This window comes from Methanomassiliicoccales archaeon (assembly GCA_036504055.1).
Lineage (GTDB): Archaea > Thermoplasmatota > Thermoplasmata > Methanomassiliicoccales > UBA472 > DASXVU01.
In genome coordinates, this window is sequence record DASXVU010000005.1 from 47,415 (window position 1) to 70,700 (window position 23,286).

The window sequence follows — 23,286 nt, forward strand, 5'->3', positions numbered from 1 at the left end:
TACCGACCAGCCAGTATAGGTGTGTCGTTTAGCGGAGCAAGCTGGATCATGGAAATGATAAAAGGATGCGGGCTCGGCCCGCCAATGATGTTAAGGGTTTAGTGTTTGGGGTGCTGGTGCTCTTTCTCCGCCCTCTCCTTGATCATGCGCTCGTTCGCGTAGGCAGCTGCCTTGTCGTCGAACTGAGTGTCGCGGGGCAGCATGACCTTGGCAACGGCCATCATGTCCATTCCCTTGTCGAACAGGATCGGCGGGATCTTGATGCCGTAGCGCAGGGTCGTTCCGGTCAGTTTGCCCGGGTTCATTATGTCCTCCGGGTCAAAGGTCTTCTTGATGGCGCGTACATATTTCGCCCCGTTCCCGCGTATCGCGTCCAAGTTGGAGGCGAAGAACGCACCGAATCCGAGCGGCCTGCCACCGTACTCCATTGCGATGTCCCCGCACTTCTTGCTGAAGGAGAGCGCGGTCAGCTGGACCAGGTCATCCGGGTTGAACAGGAAGTAGGGCATGAACATGACCGTGTTTCGGTCGGCCAGTATGCCGATGATGGCGCCAGTCATCTTCATGTCGTTCATGAGCGTGTACAGGCGGTTGGCGAAGACCGCGTAGTCCTTGAGCGGGACCACTACCTCGCCTGGGATGCATCCTAGCCCGACCTCGCGGCAACGGAACTCGTAGCAGTTCTCGGCCCATTCGTGAGCGGCGACGGCATCGTCAGCCTTCCTTCCACCGAACTTGGCCGCAATGGCATCGATGACCGCTTCCTCGTGCGCGACGGTCTCCTTATCCCCCTCGAGGGTGATGTTCATTGCCGTGGCGACCTCGGCCACGTGCTTGCCCGTTTTCCTAAGCAGCTCGAAATGGTTACCGTCGGAAAAGCTGATGTGGAGCGGTTCGACGCGCTTGTGGGCGATCTCGAACAGCGGTGCGCCGATCGACGGCAGGTCGTTGAAGAAGTAGGTGAGCGGTCTGATGATCTCCGGTGCAGGGGTCAGCTTGAACGTTATGTTGGAGATGACCGCCAGGGTGCCCTCGGCGCCGCTGATGATGCGGGTCAGGTTATAGCCGGTCATGTTGTCGCAGACGCCTTTGAAGCCGGTGTCGACGATCGTACCATCTGGCATCACGACCTCCATGTTGCGGATGTTGTCGGCCGCGCCCCCATACTTGTAGGTGCCTACGCCGATGCCACCAGTGGATGTCCATCCAGCGATGGTGGCGCTCGGATAGCTGCTTGGATATGACCCAAGCAACATTCCCTTCTCCAGGCAGGCCTCATAGACCTGCTTCCAGGTGCAGCCGGCCTGAGCCGTGACCTCCAGGTTGACCTCATCGATCTTGAGGATCTTGTTCATGCCGCCGGTGAAATCGATCAGGATCCCGGCAAAGACCGGTACTGAACCGGCAAGTCCCCAGGTGGATGATCCCCTGGGAGTGATCGGGATGCCCTCCTCGGCGGCGATCCTTACGATCTTCTGCAGGTCATCGGTCGATGATGGGCGGACCACGATGTCCGGTACGCTCTTGAAACCGAGCTGCGCCATGTTCGGTAGCGGGGCAAGGTCATGGCTATAAAGCAACCGCTCCATCTTGCTGGTGTTCACGTTCGCCTTTCCTATGGCATCCTCCAACTTGGCTACGGCGGCCTGGAGGTTCTTGGGTATGTGCTCAGCGGCTTCCATGATCGAAACCCTCGAAGATAATATAAACGAGATTATAACCCCGAAGCATATCAACGTATTAAAAATCTATCTGCAATGGCTAGTTAAAAGTATAGGTATGTTAAGGGATTATTCCGCCTCGGATTTCCGGCGGCATGGAAAATAATCGATGGCCCGGAGTTTACAGGGCCCTGGGTACTTCGTTCTCCGGTCAGGTCGGGTCAAATCTGCAGATGAACCCGATCGAACCCTGAACGCTCTGTATCGTCAGGTAGGTTCTTTCTCTTTAGAGAGAGTCCTTTCCATTGCGAATCCATGCACCAATCGTAGCCTGCAGGCTCCGACCATATGACACAGACCCGGCTCTCGCCGGAACAGGGACAGCTTCCTAGGACATCGTCCACAAACGATGCAGGGCACCTTCACTGTTTTCCCCAGATGCATTCTGCCTCCGGGCCTGTACGTTACTAGTCAGTACAGACTATTTCTATTCTTCGATTGACCGAATGCCGATTCAAACCAGACCGTGAGAGTGCAATCCATCATGTTCAGGGACAAGAGAGATGTAAGATCTAGGAACCGATATAGAATTGATGCCCGGAGTTTTCGGTACGGACCGGATTCCGGCGACCTGTTGAGGTCATTCCACAAAATGACCCTCCCCTCAGGCGACCGTTCTCCATTTCTGTCCGTCGGATGTTCCGTTCAGCATGAAAGGAACGATCCTGCAGGAGCAGGTGCGCGTCTGGATACGGGTAATACCCGTCTCCTTCTCTATGACGGCCGTGGTCATAACCACGAAATTGATCAGGATCGAGCAGGAGGTTATCGAACCGCCCTGAACTCTTCCTGTCCGGTTCCGTTTCCCGCCTCCGGGCAATTACTACTTGGCTTTGTAAGTATATGAATATTAGGATTCTTCTGGACGGTATAGTCCCCGGCTATCCAGCATAGAAGCGGAAAAGGAGAAAACTCGATGCATCGCCGATCCTAGGCGGCGTTCCAGATGCTGGGCCGGACCCGCCGTTCCTCATTTCTTGCTGCGGATATCGTGGAGCTCATCGTGACAGGCCTTGACCTTTTCGTTGATGCGCTCCATCTTCTCTTCGCATTTGGACTTGATCCGATCGTACTCCTCTTTCTGGATCTTGCGTTTCTTGAACGCGACCTCCGCCTCGTCGACCTCGGTCCGATATTCACCCCTGATGGCGTTCAGTTCCTTGATCCGATGCTCGATCTTTTCCATCTTAGGGTCAGCCACGGTCGTTCACCATACCAGTATTGCGATTGATAGGAGTATCATGAATATTAATGATTTTCCAGAAGATGACCCATCGGGAACTAGAAATGCCCGATCCTACCGATCAGGTCTGGGATGGACGCCTCATCTATGCGGAACAGGTGAGAGTGGCATGAGCAATCGGAACAGCCGAACCCTCGGATCGGTTCTGAGTGCACCAGCTCGGACAGGATCCTGCCCAAGGAGCATTCCATTCCCTCACCTCCTTTGACCAGGAAGGCACCAACGGGTTCTGCCTCCTGAAGCAGAAAATCGATATGCCAGCGTAGCTTCTTATCCCTGGAGAAGTGCCTGCCCACCCTCCCCCTATAGCCCGCCATGGCCGAGCCGCAATAGGCGTATGTCCCTGCTGAAAAATGTATTCGGCCTAGCTTGCCTATGGTGATCGTCCGGTCTCGGTCGAGGGTGATCAACAGGACATAGGTCCCACGGCCTTGGTCTGGTCTTCCGGAAATCGGCAACTCCTCCTCACTTGGTGGCGGCCAGCCGGGACGTCAATGAGAACACCCGTTCACCCAGAGCCCTGGCCTCCTTCAGTCCTTTCTCATCGGACCGGGCTGCCCCCAGCTCGCGGGCGTATGAATGGGCGAAGGCCTTCGGCGGGAGCACCAATCCCTGCAGGGTCATGTAGTCCATCAATGCCACGGTGGTGAACTCGTGGCCGGCACGTCCGCCAACGGCGATCACTCCGCCGACCTTGCCCTCCAACTTCTTGCCCAGCTTGGACAAAAGGTAGGTCCGGTCGATGAAGGCCTTGGTCTGGGAGGACATCTGACCAAAATATATCGGGGTTCCTATGATCACGCCGTCCGCCGCCATCATCCTCGGGTAGATGTCCTGCATCTCGTCGTCAATGATGCATTTGCCGTTCCTTCCGCACTCGGTGCATGCCAGACAGCCTTGGATCTTCCTGCCGGACAAGGCCACGAACTCGATCTGCGCACCCTTCTGTCTGGCCCCTTCCAACGCTTCCTTGACCAGGACCTCCGTGTTCCCGTCGACCCTGGGACTTCCCGAGATACCGATGATCTTCATTGCAACCCCGGAGGAGTATTCACTCATTGGACTATAAACGGTATTCGCCTTCGGAAAGCGCTCAATGTTTGATGGAGTCCCTTGCCTTGACCTCGCACTCGGTCATGATCCGGATGAGGGTGCTCCCTTTCATCCTGGAACCGGTTATGCGGGCGATGTCGCCCAGCTTCCGCCCATATACCTCGAGCTCAGCTATCTGATTCCCATATTCCTCGAACGGCACCTTGACCCGCAGGCCATCGAGGTGCAGGACGATCGGAGCCGGACGCAGTGATTCGCTGACCGCCTGGATCTGCTCCAGGCGCTCCTTGATCTCGGAGGGGTGTACAAAAAGGGGGTCCTCGTCGATCTCCTTGCGGCGCTTGCCGATGGTCATGTCGACCGCGGTGGACACCTCTTCCAGCTTCTCGATCTCCTCCGCTCGCCTCATCCTTTCCACCTTGCGGCCCACCCCCGATACGAGCGCCTCGCAGTTAGGCAACCCGGGTATGTCTGGACCGCACACCACGGTCACCGGTACCGAGATGTCCTGGAAAAGCCGCACCTTGTCGTTGATGATGCAGTCCTTGAAATTGCCCAGCACGAACACAGCCGCATCATACTCGTCAATGATCGCCCTCTCGTCGGCGGTTATCTGCGCGGTGGCCCGCCCTTTACCCCTGGCAAGACCCATCACCACGGTGATGGCGCCATAGCGGCGCAGCTGCTCGGCGATATCGCATATGGGGTGGGGCATATGATGCCGACCCAGGGTCGGACCGACGACCACGATCTCCGTTCCTGCCAGCGGAACATCGACCAGCTTCGCCCCGAGCTCGCGCGATTTCGCCTCGATGATCGGCTGGTCCTCTTCTGGGATGGCCATGGTCACCGTTATCATCACCTGGATAGTGGTCTTCTGGATCACGAATCCGCCGATGTCCTCGATCAGCTCATATAGCTCGTTGATACGGTAGACGCCACCGTCGAACAGCAGGACCTTGTACATCAGAGCGCCTCCATTTCCTTCTGGGTCGATGCGCCCAGGGCTATCTGCTCCGGAGTGAGAGTCCTTTCGGTGGCGGTAATGGTCATGGCGATCTCCGACGCCTCCTCCTGCCTTACCTTGAATCCTTCCGGCAGAAGCCTCCACACGGCGTCCAACAGCTTCTTCTTGAGCTCCTCTTCCGGGTCCAAACGAAGCGATTCGATGTCCCCGGCGGTCATCCCTTTGGCGAAGATCTCCAGCCGGGTGATCTGCTCGATCCTCTCCCTGCCGAACGTCCTCCACAGCAGCGAGAGCAGCCGCGGGGCATAGTTCTCGTCGATTATGGAGATGAACGTCCCCCCTTCCCTCTCCTCGATCGTGGATATCTCGGAGACCATTCTGGACCCCCCGGCCTTCCGCATACGGATGGAAATGATGAAGAGGGGTTCGGCCGGTCTGATGATCATCTTTACTTTGTCGATGGATGTGGTGATGCCCATGTCGACCAGCGTCCGCTCCAACAGGAGCGAGTAGCTTTCGTTCGCGAAGCTTTCCGGCCCTTCCACAATGATCTCCATCTCAATGTCCCTCTAGGAACCCGGACGACAGCAAGGCCGCGCCGGCGGCGCCGATGTACTGGGAATGGGGCGGTACTATCGGTCTTTGCCCCAGCGTGTCCTCCATAGCCCGGACCATTCCGCTTATGAGGGAGGTCCCTCCGACCTGGATGACCGGATATCGCACCTCGATCTCCTGCAGCTGCTGTTCGAATATCTGCTCTGCGACCGAGTGACAGGCGGCTGAGGCGACATCCTCCATGGTGTTGCCCGCCGCAAGAGAGGTGACCAGGTCCTGGATGCCGAACACCGAGCAGTAGGAGTTCATGGGCACTTTCTTGTAGTCTCCCTTGTCCGCCATCTGTCCCAGTTCGGTGATCTCCACATGCAGGCGCTTCGCCACCATTTCAAGGAACCTTCCTGACGCACCGGCGCAGATGCCTCCCATGGTGAAGTTGTCCGGGATGCCGTCCCGTACGGTTATGGCCTTGTTGTCCATACCACCGATGTCAATGATGGTGGCCTCCCCTTTCTGACGGTCGGCCAGCCAAACGGCGCCCTTCGAGTTGGTGGTCAGCTCTTCCTGCACCAGTTTGGCATTGAACCTCTTTCCCAGGGTAAAACGCCCATATCCGGTAGTGCCTATGGCCTCGAGCTGCTCTCTCTTGACGCCCGCCTCGGCCAGCGCTTTCTCCAGGGCAGTGTCGGCCGAACTGAAAACATCCTGAGTGGGCAGCCAGAACTTACCTATGATCTCGTTGTCGCGCATGATCATGGCCTTGGTGGTCGACGAACCGGAATCTATGCCCGCGGTGAGTCCGACCTGGCGTTCTCTGGCAAGCAGTTCCTTGCGTTCCACTATGGTGACCAGAGCCTCCATTCTGGTGAGCATCTGGGCCGACTTGGTCCTTTCCGTGAACGAGTAGGTGACGACCGGCAGCCGGGTGTGCTCCTGGATGTACTTTCTCAGTTCCGTCCTCACCAGCGCCGCCTCGGCGCAGCGGAAGCAGGAGGCAATGAACACCGCATCGGCGTCGTAGTGGCCCTCGGCCACGTTCACGGCCCGGGCGATCATCAGTTTCAGCTGGGGCGAGACCGGGTTGAACCCAAACTTCTCTATGGCCGATTTGATGTCTTCCAGGTCCACGTCCGGGTAGACCATCTTTCCGCCAACCGCCCCGGCAGCCCTTTCGATCTCGTCCTGTACTCCCGAATACTCGGTCCCGCAGGATAACTGTGCAATCTTGATCATTTGAGTCCCTCCAGGAACGCCTTGACCTTCTGGACCACGGCCTTGGCCTCTTCATCGTTCGCCGGATAATCCAGTTCCAATAGCGGTATCTTCCGTTTCCGGACCAACAGCTTGACCATTTCGTTGGTGCGGGCGCAGCCGACACAGCCGAACATGTAGGGCGCGTCCTCCATGAATATGGCCGCTTCCGCCTCATCGATCAGCGGTCCATAGATGGCCAGTCTTCCGCGTATGCCCGACGGGACCTCTATCCCGGCATATTTGAGTCCCTTCTTCACGTCGTCCACGGTGACGTTCAGCGGAGGGGATTCGATCTCCTTGGAGGTCACTTTCTCCGATAGTGCCCCCATGATGCTGAGCGGCTTATGCCCGAAACGTTCCACGAGATCGAAGAGAATCAGGCTGTTCGGGGGGACTATGAAAACCTTCATTGTTGACACACCTCATCGCAAATCTTCTTCAGCTCCGAGACCGGGAGCTTCTTCCGCTTGGGGACCTCGCAGACCTTGCCCTTGTTCTCGGCGCACTCCAGGCCGGCCTCGAACATCGGCAGGTCCTTCCATTCCTTCTCCAGCTGGGTGAACCCTGGCCTAGAGCCGTGCTCCGCGCGACATCTCCGCGCGTCCCCGATGGGGAAGCCCCTCACCTTGGAGAACAGCCGGTTGGGGTCCAGCTTCCGGACCTCCGCCAGCACCTTGGCCACCACCTCGGGCTGACCCTGTATGATGACCCCGAAACAGGTCTCCTTGATCTGGATGTCCACGGCCATCGTGTGGATGAAGCGGGTGATCTGGTCTGGAGTGATGGAAGAGGTCGGCGCTATGACGATGTACCTGGTCTCACTGGTCTTCGGCATCCTTTTTCACCTTTTTCTTCGCTGATGGCTTCTTCTTTTCCGACGTCGACGGCGACCTGGGCTTCTTCGCCTTGGGTGCCGGTGCAGACTTGGGTGCCTGGCGGATATAAACGATATCCCCGTCCTTCAGTCCTGCCATGAGGGCATTGAGGTCGGAGAGGACGATGCCGGACATGTTGGTCCCGTGCTCCTCCTCGCCTGTGGGGCCGAACTCGTTGCTCGGTTCCAGACGGATCCCGATCAGGCCGCGGTTGGGCCTGGACATGTTGGTGACGCCCATCTCTCCGCGCACCACCCCCTTCTCGACGGAGAACGCGTTCTCGGGGACCAGGCCTGATGCCACTGACGCGTTACCTTCGAAGGTCACCATGGGCATCCCTTCGAAGGTGAAGTGGACCTTCATGGTGCCGATCGGCTTATGGTCCAGTCCGGACATCTTGCGGATGTAGTGGGAGGTGATCGGTGCCTCCTCGTCCGCCAGCGTGACGTCTCGGATCTGGTCCGACCTGATGCCGAAGGTTTCGACCTCGGGGGAACTGGCCGCGTCCATGGTGAACTCTGGCTCCTGTTCCACCACCATGCTGTCGTCCGCTCCATCGCCGGTCCTCTTCTGTTTCAGTCCCAAGGAATCCAGGAAATCCTTCGCCTGGACCTGGGTCATGCCGATGGTCATGATCCTGACCGGGTCGGTCACCATGGTGACCTCTGAATGGTCCGGGACCAAATGGATCAATTGCGCTCCGGAGACCACCAGCCCGATGGTGTTGTGACTGGGATTCACCTGTCGGCGCAGTTTGTAGATATAGACCCTGCCAGTTCCCGCACCGGTATTCCTTACCGTGACCATGTCAGGGATCCTTATGTCGTTCGCCTCGGCGATCAGGGATACGTCCATGTTCGTTGAGCTGGCCGTATAGGCGGCGGTACGTTCCGTGAGCTTCAGCGTACCGGGGGTGACCGTCACCAGGAAATGCTCGCAGCTGATCGGCGAGCGATGGTCCAGTTTTACCCGGACGTAACTTTCCACGCTCATCCCTTCCTCCAGCTTGGTCGCCAGATCGGTTGTCGCGAAGGCGTCCTTGGAGCTGAGCTCAAGGACCACGGGGCTGACCTCGATGATCTTGTCCGACTCTCTTAGCGAGGAGAGCACATGCCTTCCCTTCGTGACGTGGCCGATCACCCCTCCGGCAAGACCGTACTCGCCTTCATGGTCCGACCTTGCGAACATCACGTAGGTGGTGTTGGCATCAAATCCACCCAGGGACAGGAAGGCCTCGTATCGGGAATACTTGGCCTTTCCCTTTACGGAGGTCAGATCGGTAGGGAAGGAACCGACCGCGATGACCTTGGAGGTAGCCCAACGTACCGACTTGCCGGCCGTTTGGATGTACGCTTCCTTCCAGGTCCTTGCCTCGGCAGAATCGTTCAGTTTGAGAACGAATGCTCCCTTTGTGGTGGTGAACTTGAACTCGTCCGTCCCTTTCCGGACCTTGTCCATCGGCCGAATGCAAGCCAGCATAGTGCCTGGCGTGTAGGGCTCTCCAGCAATCACATCGCCGACGGTCGCCCCTTCGTTTGCCTCGACCGACCTGCCATTAACAATTATTCTCATCTGGTCTCCCAAGTGATGCTTCGGACTGTTAATAATGTTTGTTACCAGACTACCAAAAACACCGTTCTGGTAGTTTCATCTCGGTGAGCGATCGACGATCATTGTTTCCGATCATGTCATGGTTCTAGGAATGACGAACAGCGGAACTGAAAGAGAATGACAAAGACGATCCTGTAATTGTTTTATACCGTGCGAACCGCTCACCTTAGGCATGGAGAAAGCGGCTATCCTGAAGCAGGTGGAGGAGAAGCTCCGCGCTATTCCCGGGGTCATGGACGTATGGTTCCTTGACGCTCAACAAAGGTCGAAGCTCGAGTCGATCGAAAGGGAAGCGGAGTCCCATGGGGCATGCGGCGGTCTCATGCCGTTCGTCAACCGGGGAGTATGGTCCACGATGAGCAGGGAGATCGTCGCGGTGATCGTGATCGGCTCGTCCATTCCGCTCATCGGAGACCAGTTCAACATCGTCTATATCGAGGACCAGAACAAGCAGGTGATCGGCGAGTATCTAACGCCGGCCCGCCAAGAGGAGTTCAAGGATAGGACGGATGTATGCAGGATCGGCCCGGACTTCATCATCTATGGTGATCGGTCCATGGTTGGCGAGCCGTATTTCGTTCTCCCTGAGCTGGAGTTCCATTTCCTTGACGACATCGGGGAAGTGATGGACATCACCTCGGGCAGCATATCAACGATGGCCGATGATTGGATCAGGGCAGAGCTGGGATTTGTGGAAACGAAGCACTGGACCCATATCATCGGTTTCAACCTCAAGGAACAGTGAGATCAAAGGTGCTTCTTGACCTTGGACACGATCTCGTCCAGTTTGGACTGTGAGATGGTCGACCCGCGTATGACCCCGGTAATGATCTCCACGATCTCGCCCTTGGTCCCGATATTCTCCGGTTTGGGCATGACATATCTGGTCCTCACGCCGATGCGGGCGAAGTCCTCGAAATCGACCGGTGCCTGGCAGACCACGACGGCCGGCATGTCCACGTTCCTCAGGATGAGCCGCGCCTTGTAGATGATGTGGGCCTTCACGTTCCCCAGGTGGATCAATGCCAACTTGAACTGCTGTATCCTTTTGATCTCGATATCGTCCAGACCGAAGATGGAGCCGGTCGATACGTCGGGTGCGTCGGAAGGGACCCCCGATCCGGCATTGATCACGATGACACTGGTATCGATGCCTTCCTCCCTCAGCTCATAGGTGATCTCGCAGACCGGCTTGGTGATGTGACGCTTTCCCGGACCCATGGCCACCGCGACCACCTGCCTTCCGCTCTCCGAGATCGTGGCCTTTTGGGCCAGACTTCCGCCGACACCGAGACCTCGAGCCTCCCGGCATTCCACAAAACGGGTCTTACGACCGATGCTCTCTTTCACTGGTTAACCTCACAGGTCTCTGGCCCGGGCTCTCCGATCAGGTCGGCCTCGGTAAGGTTCGCTACCACTTCCTTCGGGTCTCCGAGGGCGATGAGCTTGCCTCCTTTCATCAGCGCCACCCGGTCGCAGCAGTCGATCACGAAGTCCATATCGTGGCTGACGATCATGAAGGTCTCTCCCAGTTCCTTCCTCGCGTGCAGGATGGACTTGGCCACCGACACCTTAGTGATGGGGTCCATGGTACCGGTCGGTTCGTCCAGGATCACAAATCTAGGTTCCGCGATGAGCACCCTTGCCATAGCCACCCTTTGCTTCTCGCCTACGCTCAACGTTTCCGGGAATGCATAAAGGATCCGCTCGATGTCCTTCGGCAGGAATCCCACTCCGCTCAGAACTTGGATGGCCTTCATCTTGGCCAGCTCGGCTGGCATCTTCATGCCGATGCAAACGGTGAGGTTCTGCAGGATGGTGTTGAACGGATATAGACTGTACTCCTGGTGCAGCATACCTATGTACGGTGTGGCCCGGCCCCTGCCGAACTCACCCATCTCGGACATGTTGATCCAATCGTCACCGATGCGGACCTCCACCATCCCACCGGTGGCCGGGGCCAGACCGGATATCATATTGGACATGGTGGTCTTACCGGCTCCGCTCAACCCGACCAATCCGAAGATCTCCTTTTCCTTTACATCGAATGTTACCCCGTCCACGGCCTTGACCACCCCGCGAACGATGGAATAGAAATATTTCTTGGCATCCGTGCACCTGATTATCGGCTGGCCAACTGGAACCGTCATATCAGGGATCTTGTCGAACCCTACCTCGAACTCCTTGACCACTTCTTCGGGAGCCCCTCTTTTCACCATCTCCCCAGACTCCAGCCATATGGCCTTGTCGGAAAGGAGATTGATGGCCTTAGGCCAGTGAGAGGTGACCACCATGGTCATGCCGGTGCACTTGACAGCCTCGGAGAGGGCCTTATGAACGATCTCCGCAGTTTGCGGGTCCAGGGTTCCGGTCGGCTCGTCCGCCAAGAACAATATCGGTTCTCGCGCAAGCTGTCGCGCCAGAACGCATCTCTGCTTCTCGCCTCCGGAAAGGTCCCGGGCGATATGAGTGGTACGGTGGGTCATGTTGACCATCTGGAGAAGCTCGATGGCCCGTGCGATCTTGCGCTTCTCGTCGAAATTGGCCGGGAACGCTTCGAAAATGTTCTCGATGACCGACATATCTCCGTATAGGGCGAAGGACCGCTGCAGCATGATGGCGATCCGCTCCTTGACCGCCATCCTCAGCGGGTCCCGCTCGTCCAGACCCCAGAAGTCCACCTCTTCTATATGGGTCGGCTCGCCGCACCTGGTGCAAGGCTTTCCTGGAGCGGGAAGGTCGATGCGGTTACATTTCTCGCAATGATTTACACGGTAAATGATCTTCCCGGAGGTGGGCCTGTACTCCTCCGTCCCTCTCAATGCATGGATAAGAACGGACTTCCCGGAGCCACTTCTCCCAATCAGCCCCAAGACCTCCCCGACGCCTATGGTGGTACTGATGTCCCTCAGCACCTGGCTGCCGTTGAAGCTCTTGCTGATATTGTCCACGGTGACGAAAACCTCGTTGTTCTCGGACATAATCCCTCCCGAATGATTAAACAGGCTTAATATACTTGCTCCAGATGGTCAATTATCGTTAAGTTTGTTAACTATCGGCAACCAAGATTGGAACCCGAAGAACGTATCTAGGAACGGTCTCATCTATCTTCCGGGCCTAATACACTAGTGGGAGATATTTAAATCAACATCCATCGAAGATACGAATGTACCATCTGGTGCGCATTGAAAAATAAGTTTAAATGGATGGATTATATATCCATCCATAATGTCATTGGCGTTCAGCTCGTATTTTGCCGGGGGCCCTACACCGAAATTCAGTCTTTTCCATATCTGGAAGGCCTATCAGGTCATCGATAGTCAAGGACCGATAGGACGAAAGGCATTGGCCGATGCGCTCCAGATAGGGGAAGGAAGCATCAGGACCATCTTGGATAAGATGGTGCGCGAAGGTTCGGTGGAGAACACCAGGATGGGGACGGTCATAACCGACCGGGGCCGCAAGAAACTGGAGACATCCGGGGTCGAAGTGGCCTCGGTGGACATGTCCGACCTAACGCTCGGCAAACACAATTGCGCAGTGCTGGTCAAGGGCATGGCCCATAGGATCAAGATGGGATGCGAGCAGCGTGACGAAGCGGTCAGGGCAGGGGCGGTCGGGGCGACCACCTTGATCGTCAAGGAAGGGAAGATCGTGTTCCCGGGGGATGAGGACTTCCCAGACCAGGAGGCGGTGGCACCGTTGCGCAGCAAGTTCAAGATCGAGGATGGAGACGTGGTGATAATCGGTTCCGCATTCTCCTATGAGGCGGCCGAGAAGGGCGCGGTCACTTCGGCGCTGGCCCTGGGAAATCAATCGCGCCGGTGCTGGAACGAAGGCACCAACCTTTTGTCCCAGGACACCGAAGCAGATGAGCTTAAATGCCTTACGTTGGCGATACATGAGCTCCTGGGCCGACTGCCGGTGACCATGAGGAGCAAGAACCATTATGGTGTCAGGTGCGACGAGGGTGAGGTGGTGGACACCAATTTCACCGGCCCGCTGCTGGAGGAATCCCTCAAACGGAACACCATCATCAGAAAGACCGCCACCACCGGACCGTTCCGCGGACTTCCGGTGGTCGTGGTACCGATCATGCGAAAGAAAGAGGCTATCGCGGTCATCGGAACATTGGACGTGGGCAAGGGTGCGGTCTTCGAGCTGCTGAACAAGACCAGGAAGAACAATTTCTGAGGCGCCGGAGCGCATCCTTCCACCTTTCCAAGGAGGGATGCCAAAGGCATTTCTATGCCCTCCAATAATCCCTGAGGGCATGGACGAAGTCCTTGCCAACGCAGGCCCGGTTGTGGCCATCATGCTCGACCCGGGTGTCTGTCAGTTCAAGAGCAGGATCAGCGTAGTGATGAATGACGACAAACAACTGGTTTACAAGATCGAAAGCCAGTGTCCGCACGTCAAGAAGATGGCGGCCGAGATGCCCCTCTTCGATATGTTCGACATCATGAAGATGCCATTCGGCATGAACCCGATCTATGATGTTGGAGGCAAATACCTGAAGCATAGCGCATGCCCGTTGCCGATGGCTATGATAAAGGCTGGTGAGGTGGTTACGGGCATGGGATTGAAAAGAACCGTGTCCGTTTCCTTCGAGGGCTGAAAAATCACTTGATTATCTCGTCGATCTTGTCCGTCCAGATGACGGTGCTGGGTCCGGCGAGATACATCGCCACCAGGAGGGACTCCCGGATCTCGTCCTTGGTGGCCCCCGCCTCCTTCGCTTTGTTGGCATGCACCAGTAGGCATTCGTCGCACTTCAGGAGAGCGGTCACCGCCACCGCTATCAGTTCCTTCTCCTTGACGCTCAAGGCCCCATCCTTGAAGACAGTCCCTTTGAGCCGATAGAGTGCGGCTATAACATCTGGCTGCTGCTTCGAGATGAGGTCCAAACTCATGGATTTCTGTAACGCAAATACCAGCATATATATTCAATGTTCGACCCCGTTGATGGAAAGGGTATATTATTCGAGAATACATTCCGGCGGTCAATGGCAGCGATTGACGAGGCTCTTGATATCATCAGAGGAATGAAGGGCACCAGGATAACCATACCGTTGACAAAGAAAGACATAGAAGAGGTCCTCGTCACCGAAAGGGGTGTAAAATCCCAGATGGGCACCAAGGTGTTCAATGTGGGTCTGGAAGAGGCGATGAAAAGGGACCATGTCATATGCATCATCAAGGACGTCACGTTCAGGCCGCCACCCGAGCCAACGGTGTACATGCTCGATGATGAGGGAGTGATCTTGGGCACCGAGGTGCTGCCCGGCGAGCACAAGAAGTACAAGGAAAAGGAGAACGTGATGTTCCTCTGCCAGGATTTCGTAGTCTTCACGGATAAAAAACAAAAATCGAGAGAGCACTGGATGATGCCGCCGGTGTCGTTCCCGGAGCTGACCACGATAAAGGGGGTTACCGAAGTTGTATCCTGCAGCCCGTCGCCCCCCAGCGACATGGTCATCAAAGCCAACTACGGCCTCGAAGACGACCCGAAGCTGGCATCGATCCTGGTCGGGTTCAACAGCGAAGACTCCCATAAGTAATCGTGGAGTCTCGATAAGCATTGATGATGACAACACCGGTCCATCCCTTAACGGACCAGAAAGTCTCTTTTTTTCACTGTTCATCCATTTCCCCGCCGACTTGACGGAACAGGTTGATGTACACCGAGTTGAACGTTGAACTCGGTGTGACAATATGCCCTGGGAAGAAACCAAGGAATACATCAGGAGCGGACACGAGAACACCGAAGACTACGATAAGGACTCCTTCCGCACCATCAACATCGATGAGGAGAAAGGGATCAAGGCGATTGTGGCCTGCCGGAAGGGACATTACGATGTCAAGAGATGTGACGTCGGCACCCATGTGATCAGTTACCTTTTCGCTAAAGATAAGGGATGGACCAGCGAAAAAGCGATGGAGTGGTTCCAAAAGGCGAAAAAGTGACGTGGCGTTTATATCGTCCAGCGACATTGAGAACGAGCGATTCGCCATCATGGTTGAAATATCGCTCTCGAAGATCGCGGTGATCTTGACCGTATTAGGTGCGGGACTGATGCTCGCCTACTGTGCAGTGGTTCTTGTGGGTTACTCCATTGGCTCCTACTTCTATCAGTGGGATGTCTCGCTAGGCGGTTGGTTGGCGCTAATCTGTGGCCTCATCGCGATCATGGGCGTGAGGAAGATCGATACCATACCTTGGTCGATCGTCTTGATCATAGTGGGGATCATCGGAGGGCATGGCGGCGGATTCCTCGTCGTCATCGGCGGCGTGATAGGTTTGATGCTGAACACCTATCCTAAAGGCGATTGAGCCGGGATCAAGAACTCGATCGGTGTTCTGGTAGAGATCGATGCTTTTAGAATAACTGGTCCAACAAAGACCGCAATGACAAAAATGGAAAGTTAAAGGGTTTGTTGGAAGGAAGTTCAACCGCCGCCGGAGGCGGTAATCGAACCATACCGCTCAACCTTGGCGATCTCTTCCTTCATGGCCTCGATGTCTTCCACCGTCAGCCCGCGTGTCCTTTCTTTGACGGAGAACGTCTTGTACTCCTCCGCCGAGCCCGGCTCGAGGGTCGTGGCGTCGTAGTAGAGGTTGAAGGTGTCGAGCAGAATCCACTCGACCCCGGCCTCTTGCTTGACCTCCAAGACCTTTCCGACGGTCCCGGTGTTCTTGTACCTGGCGTAGTCTCCGACGTTCATTCAGGATCACATCGGGGGTATGATGGTCGACCTCTCGCCGGCTGGCATGAACTCGCGCAGAGCGCCGCGGCCGAGCTCCTTCGTTATGTTGGCGAAGTCGAACGGGAGGTTCTTGTCAGCGAACGCGATCTTGATCAGCGGGTTGCAGGCGAAAGCGTCTCCCCTCGCAGCGTGCGGGGCGGCGGCGATTCCGGCGTAACCTGGCAGGTGACCGACGTTCATGGCGTAGTTGGGGTAGTTCGGGCCACGGAGTTCGTGCGGGAGACCCTCGTCGGACCTGTACGACAGCGAGTTGGACGCGCCGCACATATCCTGCAGGTCGTAACCGTAGAATCCGAGTCTTCCGAGCCTCTCCCTGTGCTGGAGCATGGACAGGTACCATGCGTTGACACCGGCGTTGGCGTTGGCGGTTGCCATCGCTACACCGATACCAGTTGCGGCGGCTGCAACGGTCGCTCTCTGCGAGCCACCGAAGTGGGATTCCATTGCTGCCGGGTACCTTTCGTACTGCTCCAGTGCGTAGGAGTTGATCTCGGTTCCGAGCTTGTTGACGAGGTCCATCGTCGGCTTGCTCTTGGTGAGCCCACCGTACTTGGTCTTGATCAGGTCAGCTGCCCAGTAGGTGTAGTCCTCGAGGATGTTGTCGGTGTAGGCCGCGGTTGCATATTGGGTGAAACCGACACCGCCGGACATGTACGATCCAAGGTAGATCTGGTCGAAGATGACTGCACCGAGTGCAACTACTTCGAGGGCCTGCCTGACCGGGTCGTCCGGGTACTTCCTCTGGGACTGACACATGTCTGCCAGGAATCCGAACGGAATTCCGCCCGGCTCGTTCGGGCCACGGGCCCTCCTTGCTGGCATCATGGTACCCATCTCAACGACCGACGCGTGCTTCGCGGCGTACGCGAAGTCTGCGATCGCAGCCTCACCGGCAGCCAACTTATAGCTGCTGATGAAGGACATCGAGATCTGCATTGCAGACCATCTGGACATCGTACCACCGTCACATACCCTTCCAACGATGGTCGGGCAGCGGATGACTTGCCACAGTTGCTTTCCAACGGCTTCCTTCAGCTGCTTGGCCTGGTCTGCCGGGAATTCCTTGTTGATGTCGATCCTGTACGGCTTGTCGATCTCGTCGATGAGCTCATCGTCACCGGAGAAGACCTTCACGTAGCAGTCCGCGGTCAGTGCCGGGGAACATTCTGCCATGTGCTCCTGAACGACTGCGCCACCAGGCATTGCATGGTTGACGGTCTCCAGGTAGTGGTTGATGGTCTCTGGGGTAACTTCCTTCTGCAGTCTCTTCTCGATGACGTTGTGGGCGGTGTCCAGACCGGATATTACGGTCCTCCTGATATCGTCCCACGCCTGCTGCATTGCGGCGTTGTTGACGAAGTGCAGGTCATCTGCCTCAGCATATGTGTCGGTGTGGGAGAGCTGGTACGGCATCAAGACACGCTGTCCCATCGGGACACCAATGTCCTGGTTCATCATCGGGATGCCACGTGCCTTGGCGATCTTGTTCGCCTGCTCGACCCATTCCCTCTTCCTCTTGGACTGCTTCCAGCCGCCGAAGGAGTAGTAGCTCGTGTGGACGTCAGTTGGGTCCTCTTTGAACTTCTTCTTCATGGCGGCCATGAACAGCTTTTCCTTTTCCTTTGCCATTGTTTACTCCCCCTTGACATCGAACGGCTTGTAGCCGCACAGGGTCCTCAGTGTGTGTAGCCTCAGGTTCTGGGCCATGACCTCTGGGTCAGCCCTCATGTCCACATCGTCCGCGCGGAACATCGTGGTGTGTGCCTTGAGCCACTTCTCGTCCATCGGCTTTCCGACGGAGATCGGCTTGTCCAACGGTATAGCGACCTGGTCCTTCACGTACTCGACCATTCCGGTCTTGGCGTTGAACCTGTATCTCTGCCACGCGTCGAACATGAGCCCGTTCTCGTCCAGCCTGCATGCGTGTCCGTGCACAGTTGCGCCACGGATACCAGTCCTGGCCGGGTCGAAGGTCTCGTTGTCGATGTACTCCTTTGCTACCTTTTCGAGGTCCCTCTCTCTCATTTCGATGATCTGTCTGCCGGACAGGGTACCGGTATCAATACCGCGGAGCCTGGACATGTACATCTGGGCCCTGAGGTATGGGATGGCCGGGGCGAAATATACGGAGTCAGTGAACTGGATGTATCTGATCCTGTCTCCCTTCTTCGCTCCCTCGATCGGCGTTACGATCTGTCTTATTGAGCAGTCGGGCTCTGTGCCCTCGTCCAGTGGCGGGTGGATCGACCTGTAGTCGGATCCCGGAGCCCTGTGGCCCATGATCTTCACGACGTCATCCATAGCGACATCGCGGAGCTTTTCGAGCTTCTTGCTCGGGTCGATGAACTTGCGCCTGTTCTTCGCGGGCACAGTCATACCTGGATAGAATTGTCTTTCGTACTTTGCCATGTGAATCACCTGTTCTTCTTGTAGTCGGTGACTGTTGGTCTGAATTTTGAGTACCGCCCCACTTCGAGGTTGAATCCGAAAGGCAGCAATTCCTTGCACACCTCTTCGATCTCCTCCATTGCCTTGGGAACGTTGTCGATATCATTGATCTCGACGAATATCCTGCCAACGAGCAGCCTGAGCTCGACCTCTTCCCCTCTGACAGATATTGTCTGCCTTTCGGGATGGTTGACCGGCTGTCCCTTTCCAGGACCTGCGTTCAAAACAGATGGAAGGTCTTCTCCGCTCACGGTAACGTGTCTGACGTTCGGTATCGAGTAGATCCGGTTGAGGATCTTCTCGGTGGTCTCGGCCCTTAGGAGCCTAGCCGGGAATATCAGGATCTCCGGTAACGGAACTTGCTCCGAAGCGGAAGCAGAACTCATTTTCAGGCCACCAGGTCCTTGATCTTCTTGGCCTCCTTGCCGACCACTTTCAACGGTGTCTTGAACTCAGGTATGTCACCGAAAACGTCCTTGATCAACGGGGACGTTGTCTCAGGCGAGAACATCTGGGTTCCAGCATCTAGACAGCAACCGGCTGCGATCACTGGGTTGACGAATCCCTTGGAGTGCCTGGTAACGACGTGGTTACCGTGGAACAGTCCGGGGCCGCCGCCACCATAGATCGAGTGCGAGAAGAATGACATACCGACGGACGTACCCATCGATCGGCCATAGTCCACACCGGGCAGGCTGGTCTCATGCTCAAGCAGATCATTGTAGTATAGGATGGTTGACGGGATACCTTGGGATGCCCTTGCAGCACCGATGTTGACCATTATTGCGGCGAGCATTCCTGCGGCGGCGTATGCGTTCCACAGCGGGAAGTCGTTGGTTGTGTAGGTCTTGAATCCCGACGGCAACTTCTCCTTGACCTTGATGATCTTGTCCTCGATCGCACGGCCGACGATGGACTCAACGACGGTACCGACGGTTCCGGTCTTGCCGTTGTCCTTGGTTATGCCGTATACGATGTTGTTAGCGTTCAGTCCCTGGTATGCGAGACCGAGTAGCTGCTGCCTTTCGAACGGGCCGATTGCGTCGCCCATCTCGAATGACGCGGCATGCTCGAATATCGAGGACAGTGCTGCGGCGTTCATGGCGCTCTTGCCGGTAAGGGCAACAATGTGGTTGGCCATGATGTTCCTGAGGGCGTAACCTGCTCCTTCGTTCAGCTGCGGGACATCCAGGATCGACTTCAGATTAGAGTTCTGGAAGTTGATGGTCTGTGGGTACCTTCCCCAGACGGCCGCCTTGACCATGCTCGCCTGGAACATGTCAACGTCGAACTCGTCGAGGATGACCTGTGTCACTGCTGCGGCGGCTGCGGTGAATCCGGTGGTGTACTCTACACCAGCGTCCAACCTGGCCTCCGGGACGATGACGATCATCTTCTTCCCTTCCATCAAGGTTCTGACTTCAGTGTCATCATCCTTGCTGGTCTTCAGGATATCCTTGGTCTTCTTTGCGATCTTCTCTGCGTTTGCCACAATTGCGAGGTTCATTTCCCTTCCGCGGAGAACTCCACCGCCGACATGGGCTGTCTTGAGACCCTTCTCAATAGCGCCTAGGTCGACCGCGATCGTTCTCTTAGCCAGAGAAACTGTTCGCTTTATGGCTGGGTTGTATAGAGGACTTATTGCCTCGAGGGGCACTTGCTTCTCGATAACTTTGCCCCTGTCGTCATACAAGTCCACCTTGTCCTTGTACTTTGCCATGTTTTACCTCCTTTTTAATAACTCAATTTTCACAGGAGATTTGCATCAATCCAGTGAAAATCGGCTCCCCTTGCGAGGGTATAGTATCAAGCAACACGATTTAAGCTTGATGTTGGATGGATAATCCATCCATCCTAAACGATAGTAAATGAAAAAATGCCATCCAGATGACCGAATGGCAAACTTTAACGGGGTTAATTTTTTTCGATTTTAGGCCGTTAACGATGATTTCACTTTTCACGATTTTTTTATTTTTTTGCATTTTTCGGGAAGATCGATTTTTGGATTTTTTCGATCTCTTGAAGGACGGCGATAGCATCCCTTCTTTTAAGGTCTACCGATGATTTGCCTACGAATTCGGCAAATTCTTTGAAGGTTAGGGGGTCCAAGATGTCCTTCGCCAATTCGACGGTACGGGAGAATGACCGCCTGGGATAGAATTCCGCCCGCACCTTTTCCAATATCTGGCTTGATGTATCTGCCTCAAGCACCCCTCTTTCCACAGCCAGGGCCAGTGTGGCCCGGATGTTGACCAATGGTTCCGACAGGGGGTCGTTATTCTCGGGATTGAAGACCAGCGCCACCTCGTCATCTCCCTCGATCTCCCCATTGAGGTACATTCCGTAGATCCTTCCGACCCCGACCATTCCCATGTCCCCCAGTTCGGACGCACGCAGCGCCCCCATGCTCCCGCCTCCGACCACGGTCACGCCTCTCTTCAACAAGGCGATGATCTCTCGATGGCCGACCGAACAGTCGTTCATGAAGACCCCGTCGATGATCCCCACGATGGCAACGCCTTCCTCCAGTCGGGGGAGGTCGCCTCTCTTGATCGGTGGACGAAAATCTGCGTCCAATATATTTCTGGCCTCGGCCAATGATAGGCTCATGCCTAGGAAGATGACTGGTTTCATCCCCGGGCGCTCCTTTCCGCTTCCATCAGTCGCCTCCCTACACGGTCCGAATCGATGGAGAACACTTCAAGGCCCGGGACGACCACTCGGACGACTGGAACGCCGATCTCCTTTCGGGTAAGGTCGACCGTGATGACAGATCGTAGCCCTACGACATGGATCCTGTTCACGATCCCCGTGATGTTGGCTTCAATGCTTCCCTGGTCTATGTTCTCCAGTTCATCGATGCCCATGCTCGAGGGGGCCTTTCCGAACCACAGTTGGTTCATCCGTTTTACGCGATCGTATCCAAGCTTCCTATTGCCCTCGGCCATGACCGTGTCCTCCCTGGCTCCGTGGATCTGGGTCAGCCGGCTCTGGGCCACCTCGGTCAAAGCCTTCAGGGCGGCCACCCTTGGCGATGGATGGGCCCCGATGCCGAGCGTGAGCAATCCAGCATCCTGCAGCTGCACATCATCGGCCGCCGCGGCGATCACCGGCATGCCGATGTCGCTGGTGAGGTTCTTGAGGTGCACCTCTACCCCTTTGGAGGTGAAGCGTTCGAGGGTGTCCTTCAACAGGCCCTTCTCCTCCCCTATGGTGATGTCCGAAACGACCTTTCTCTTCACCTCCGACAACGACCAGGCGTCCCTCTCCACGACCTCGCACAGTCCGTGCAACGTCGCCTCCGGGAGCGTGTTGCCTGAGGCCAACCCATTGGTGTTGGAACGGAACAGGGTCAGGTCCGCCGAGGAACTATAAGGATGGAATACGGCGCTGGCGGGGACCAATATCTCCCTGTCATCTCCTATGTCCGTTCCCTTCGACCAAGCGATGGGCATGTCCTTGAGCCTCATCTTTGTATAGATGGGGAGGATCAATTCCCGCGGATCGAGCGCATTGCCTTTGGCCAGCATGTCATCCATGAGCTCTCTGACCAGCACATCCCCGTGCATTTCCGCGCTGTATCTTTCGATCCCTTCCATTATGGCAGATATTCTCGCCTGGGTCGGGGTCAGGCCCTTCCCATTGTAGATGGATATGGCGCCAGTTTCTGCGGAAGGACGGATCGTGGAGAAAACTGGTATGCCGATCCGATCCAGCCCGGTTATGTCGGCGACACGGCTGATCCCGGCCTTCTTGATGAGGGGTTCGATGCGTGAAAGGGTCTCCTCCGGGTCCTCAGTGCGATAACCTTCCGGGCCGTCCGCGGCCACCTTCGCCCTACGGCTCATGACCGGTGGATGCACTCGCCGATTATAACGGTTATGCAGCCCTCTCCCAGACCCGTTGTCAGATCGAGGAGGTGACCTTGCTCAGCATGTCCAACTCGGCATCCGGGTTCAAGGATATCTTTTCTATGAGTATGTCCACCTCGACGTTCTGGATGCTCGCCACCTTTAGGATGCGGCTCTGTATGAGATCATAGAGGGAGTCAACGCTCTTGGTGTAGACCTCGCAGATAAGGCTGTGGTCCCCGAAGACCTTGAATATGTTCTGGATCTCGTCGAATTTCTTAAGTTCCTCGATAACTTCGGTGAGCGAAGATCCGGCCACCTCGACCCCGATGATGGCCCTCATCAGCCCCAGCTTGGTGGAATTGGTGATGAGAGTATATCCGGATATGAGGTCATCGTCCTCCATTTTCGAGATGCGGCGGGAGACTGTAGCCTTCGATATCCCCAGCTTCTCAGCGATCTTTCCCAGGCTGATCCTGGAATCCTGTTTCAGCATCTTTAGGATATTAAGGTCGATTTCGTCCATTTCCCCACCATTCTATGCAATAATCGAACTTTATTGGAACGATTTTTGTTGCATTGTTCCACAAATTGTCCTCGTGCATATAAATTGATGACGGTGAGCAAGAAAGAATAGAAAAGGAAATGAGGCGGGGCGCAACCTTATTTGCTCTTTTCCCTGGACTTGGGAATGGCTGCCGCGCTCATTTTCTCGATGGCCGCGACCAACTTCTCCAACTTGGAGGCCGGGATGCCCACCAACAACTCCTCCGGAGCCATGTCTGTGGTCTTGCGGCATCCAAAGCAGCCGAGGGAGAGATTGACATTTCCGGTCAGGTATGGAACGACCGTCGAATCGGCACAGGAGGCCTGAACGGCCGCCATTTCCACCGTAACCCTTCCGCCCTCCTGGTATGTGCTCGCCGCCGGAACGATCCAG

Annotated in this window: 29 protein-coding genes; 6 read left to right on the top strand and 23 right to left on the bottom strand. The window is 56.1% G+C overall.

The genetic code is table 11. The annotated features are described in order from the left end of the window. Window positions 1-98: 98 nt before the first annotated feature. The 11 genes from VGK23_01565 to VGK23_01615 all read right to left on the bottom strand — a co-directional run bounded on the left by VGK23_01565 (window position 99) and on the right by VGK23_01615 (window position 9,240). Window positions 99-1,682, bottom strand: coding sequence for an FAD-binding oxidoreductase (locus VGK23_01565; protein HEY3419223.1), 1,584 nt, complete (start codon window positions 1,680-1,682; stop codon window positions 99-101). A gap of 643 nt (window positions 1,683-2,325) precedes the next feature. Further along, a complete protein-coding gene (locus VGK23_01570) occupies window positions 2,326-2,541 on the bottom strand; it encodes a hypothetical protein (protein ID HEY3419224.1) in 216 nt (71 codons plus the stop codon). A 150-nt stretch (window positions 2,542-2,691) separates the two neighbouring features. Further along, window positions 2,692-2,922, bottom strand: a complete 231-nt coding sequence (locus tag VGK23_01575) for a hypothetical protein (protein ID HEY3419225.1) — start codon at window positions 2,920-2,922, stop codon at window positions 2,692-2,694. Between the two features lie 80 nt (window positions 2,923-3,002). Then, the gene (locus VGK23_01580; GenBank protein ID HEY3419226.1) at window positions 3,003-3,422 is read right to left on the bottom strand and encodes a GIY-YIG nuclease family protein; all 420 of its coding nucleotides are present in this window, start codon (window positions 3,420-3,422) and stop codon (window positions 3,003-3,005) included. A 7-nt stretch (window positions 3,423-3,429) separates the two neighbouring features. Continuing rightward, window positions 3,430-3,996, bottom strand: coding sequence for a flavodoxin family protein (locus VGK23_01585; GenBank protein ID HEY3419227.1), 567 nt, complete (start codon window positions 3,994-3,996; stop codon window positions 3,430-3,432). 61 nt (window positions 3,997-4,057) lie between these two features. After that, window positions 4,058-4,984 (bottom strand): methyl-coenzyme M reductase family protein, encoded by a 927-nt coding sequence (locus tag VGK23_01590; protein HEY3419228.1) that lies wholly within the window; start codon window positions 4,982-4,984, stop codon window positions 4,058-4,060. Continuing rightward, window positions 4,984-5,541 carry a methanogenesis marker 17 protein gene (locus tag VGK23_01595; GenBank protein HEY3419229.1) on the bottom strand — a complete coding sequence of 186 codons (558 nt, stop codon included), beginning with the start codon at window positions 5,539-5,541 and terminating at the stop codon, window positions 4,984-4,986. The genes VGK23_01590 and VGK23_01595 overlap by 1 nt, the downstream gene beginning before the upstream one ends. Window position 5,542: 1 nt before the next feature. Next, complete coding sequence (locus VGK23_01600) at window positions 5,543-6,772, bottom strand: methanogenesis marker 15 protein (GenBank protein HEY3419230.1); 1,230 nt, start codon at window positions 6,770-6,772, stop codon at window positions 5,543-5,545. Next, entirely contained in the window at window positions 6,769-7,203 is a 435-nt protein-coding gene (locus VGK23_01605) for a methanogenesis marker 5 protein (protein HEY3419231.1), read from the bottom strand. The genes VGK23_01600 and VGK23_01605 overlap by 4 nt, the downstream gene beginning before the upstream one ends. Next, on the bottom strand, window positions 7,200-7,628 hold the full coding sequence (locus tag VGK23_01610; GenBank protein HEY3419232.1) for a methanogenesis marker 6 protein: 429 nt from the start codon (window positions 7,626-7,628) through the stop codon (window positions 7,200-7,202). The genes VGK23_01605 and VGK23_01610 overlap by 4 nt, the downstream gene beginning before the upstream one ends. Next, window positions 7,612-9,240: a methanogenesis marker 3 protein gene (locus VGK23_01615; GenBank protein HEY3419233.1), complete on the bottom strand. Its 1,629-nt coding sequence runs from the start codon at window positions 9,238-9,240 to the stop codon at window positions 7,612-7,614. Before VGK23_01615 ends, VGK23_01610 begins: the two co-directional genes overlap by 17 nt. A 211-nt stretch (window positions 9,241-9,451) precedes the next feature. Between VGK23_01615 and VGK23_01620 the strand changes: the two genes are divergently transcribed. Continuing rightward, window positions 9,452-10,024 carry a hypothetical protein gene (locus tag VGK23_01620; protein HEY3419234.1) on the top strand — a complete coding sequence of 191 codons (573 nt, stop codon included), beginning with the start codon at window positions 9,452-9,454 and terminating at the stop codon, window positions 10,022-10,024. Between the two features lie 2 nt (window positions 10,025-10,026). Here the strand turns inward: VGK23_01620 and mcrC are convergent, their stop codons facing one another. Both mcrC and atwA read right to left on the bottom strand, forming a co-directional pair. After that, on the bottom strand, window positions 10,027-10,629 hold the full coding sequence (gene mcrC, locus VGK23_01625) for a methyl-coenzyme M reductase I operon protein C (GenBank protein ID HEY3419235.1): 603 nt from the start codon (window positions 10,627-10,629) through the stop codon (window positions 10,027-10,029). Then, entirely contained in the window at window positions 10,626-12,260 is a 1,635-nt protein-coding gene (atwA, locus tag VGK23_01630; GenBank protein ID HEY3419236.1) for a methyl coenzyme M reductase system, component A2, read from the bottom strand. The genes mcrC and atwA overlap by 4 nt, the downstream gene beginning before the upstream one ends. Before the next feature lie 247 nt (window positions 12,261-12,507). Here atwA and VGK23_01635 point away from each other — a divergent pair, with 247 nt between their 5' ends. Both VGK23_01635 and VGK23_01640 read left to right on the top strand, forming a co-directional pair. Continuing rightward, on the top strand, window positions 12,508-13,473 hold the full coding sequence (locus VGK23_01635; protein HEY3419237.1) for a DUF2111 domain-containing protein: 966 nt from the start codon (window positions 12,508-12,510) through the stop codon (window positions 13,471-13,473). Between the two features lie 79 nt (window positions 13,474-13,552). Further along, window positions 13,553-13,897 carry a hypothetical protein gene (locus VGK23_01640; GenBank protein ID HEY3419238.1) on the top strand — a complete coding sequence of 115 codons (345 nt, stop codon included), beginning with the start codon at window positions 13,553-13,555 and terminating at the stop codon, window positions 13,895-13,897. Between the two features lie 4 nt (window positions 13,898-13,901). On the opposite strand, the gene VGK23_01645 is transcribed toward VGK23_01640, so the two are convergent. Beyond that, entirely contained in the window at window positions 13,902-14,192 is a 291-nt protein-coding gene (locus VGK23_01645; GenBank protein HEY3419239.1) for a carboxymuconolactone decarboxylase family protein, read from the bottom strand. 93 nt (window positions 14,193-14,285) lie between these two features. Between VGK23_01645 and VGK23_01650 the strand changes: the two genes are divergently transcribed. From VGK23_01650 to VGK23_01660, 3 genes are all read left to right on the top strand, one after another. Continuing rightward, window positions 14,286-14,840 carry a hypothetical protein gene (locus tag VGK23_01650; protein ID HEY3419240.1) on the top strand — a complete coding sequence of 185 codons (555 nt, stop codon included), beginning with the start codon at window positions 14,286-14,288 and terminating at the stop codon, window positions 14,838-14,840. A 154-nt stretch (window positions 14,841-14,994) separates the two neighbouring features. After that, a complete protein-coding gene (locus VGK23_01655) occupies window positions 14,995-15,246 on the top strand; it encodes a hypothetical protein (GenBank protein HEY3419241.1) in 252 nt (83 codons plus the stop codon). Window position 15,247: 1 nt separating this feature from the next. Further along, the gene (locus VGK23_01660; protein HEY3419242.1) at window positions 15,248-15,613 is read left to right on the top strand and encodes a hypothetical protein; all 366 of its coding nucleotides are present in this window, start codon (window positions 15,248-15,250) and stop codon (window positions 15,611-15,613) included. A gap of 116 nt (window positions 15,614-15,729) precedes the next feature. On the opposite strand, the gene VGK23_01665 is transcribed toward VGK23_01660, so the two are convergent. From VGK23_01665 to VGK23_01705, 9 genes are all read right to left on the bottom strand, one after another. Then, window positions 15,730-16,005, bottom strand: coding sequence for a DUF2098 family protein (locus tag VGK23_01665; protein HEY3419243.1), 276 nt, complete (start codon window positions 16,003-16,005; stop codon window positions 15,730-15,732). Between the two features lie 6 nt (window positions 16,006-16,011). Beyond that, window positions 16,012-17,676 (bottom strand): coenzyme-B sulfoethylthiotransferase subunit alpha, encoded by a 1,665-nt coding sequence (gene mcrA, locus VGK23_01670; protein ID HEY3419244.1) that lies wholly within the window; start codon window positions 17,674-17,676, stop codon window positions 16,012-16,014. A 3-nt stretch (window positions 17,677-17,679) separates the two neighbouring features. Continuing rightward, the gene (mcrG, locus tag VGK23_01675; protein ID HEY3419245.1) at window positions 17,680-18,456 is read right to left on the bottom strand and encodes a coenzyme-B sulfoethylthiotransferase subunit gamma; all 777 of its coding nucleotides are present in this window, start codon (window positions 18,454-18,456) and stop codon (window positions 17,680-17,682) included. A gap of 5 nt (window positions 18,457-18,461) precedes the next feature. Further along, complete coding sequence (mcrD, locus tag VGK23_01680; protein HEY3419246.1) at window positions 18,462-18,881, bottom strand: methyl-coenzyme M reductase operon protein D; 420 nt, start codon at window positions 18,879-18,881, stop codon at window positions 18,462-18,464. Between the two features lie 2 nt (window positions 18,882-18,883). Next, window positions 18,884-20,215 carry a coenzyme-B sulfoethylthiotransferase subunit beta gene (gene mcrB / locus VGK23_01685; protein ID HEY3419247.1) on the bottom strand — a complete coding sequence of 444 codons (1,332 nt, stop codon included), beginning with the start codon at window positions 20,213-20,215 and terminating at the stop codon, window positions 18,884-18,886. A gap of 248 nt (window positions 20,216-20,463) precedes the next feature. Beyond that, a complete protein-coding gene (locus VGK23_01690; GenBank protein HEY3419248.1) occupies window positions 20,464-21,129 on the bottom strand; it encodes a TfuA-related McrA-glycine thioamidation protein in 666 nt (221 codons plus the stop codon). Then, window positions 21,126-22,343, bottom strand: a complete 1,218-nt coding sequence (locus tag VGK23_01695; GenBank protein HEY3419249.1) for a YcaO-related McrA-glycine thioamidation protein — start codon at window positions 22,341-22,343, stop codon at window positions 21,126-21,128. The genes VGK23_01690 and VGK23_01695 overlap by 4 nt, the downstream gene beginning before the upstream one ends. Before the next feature lie 58 nt (window positions 22,344-22,401). Continuing rightward, window positions 22,402-22,872, bottom strand: a complete 471-nt coding sequence (locus VGK23_01700; protein HEY3419250.1) for an Lrp/AsnC family transcriptional regulator — start codon at window positions 22,870-22,872, stop codon at window positions 22,402-22,404. A 137-nt stretch (window positions 22,873-23,009) separates the two neighbouring features. Then, window positions 23,010-23,286: DUF169 domain-containing protein (locus VGK23_01705; protein HEY3419251.1), on the bottom strand; the 277-nt coding region annotated here is incomplete at its 5' end.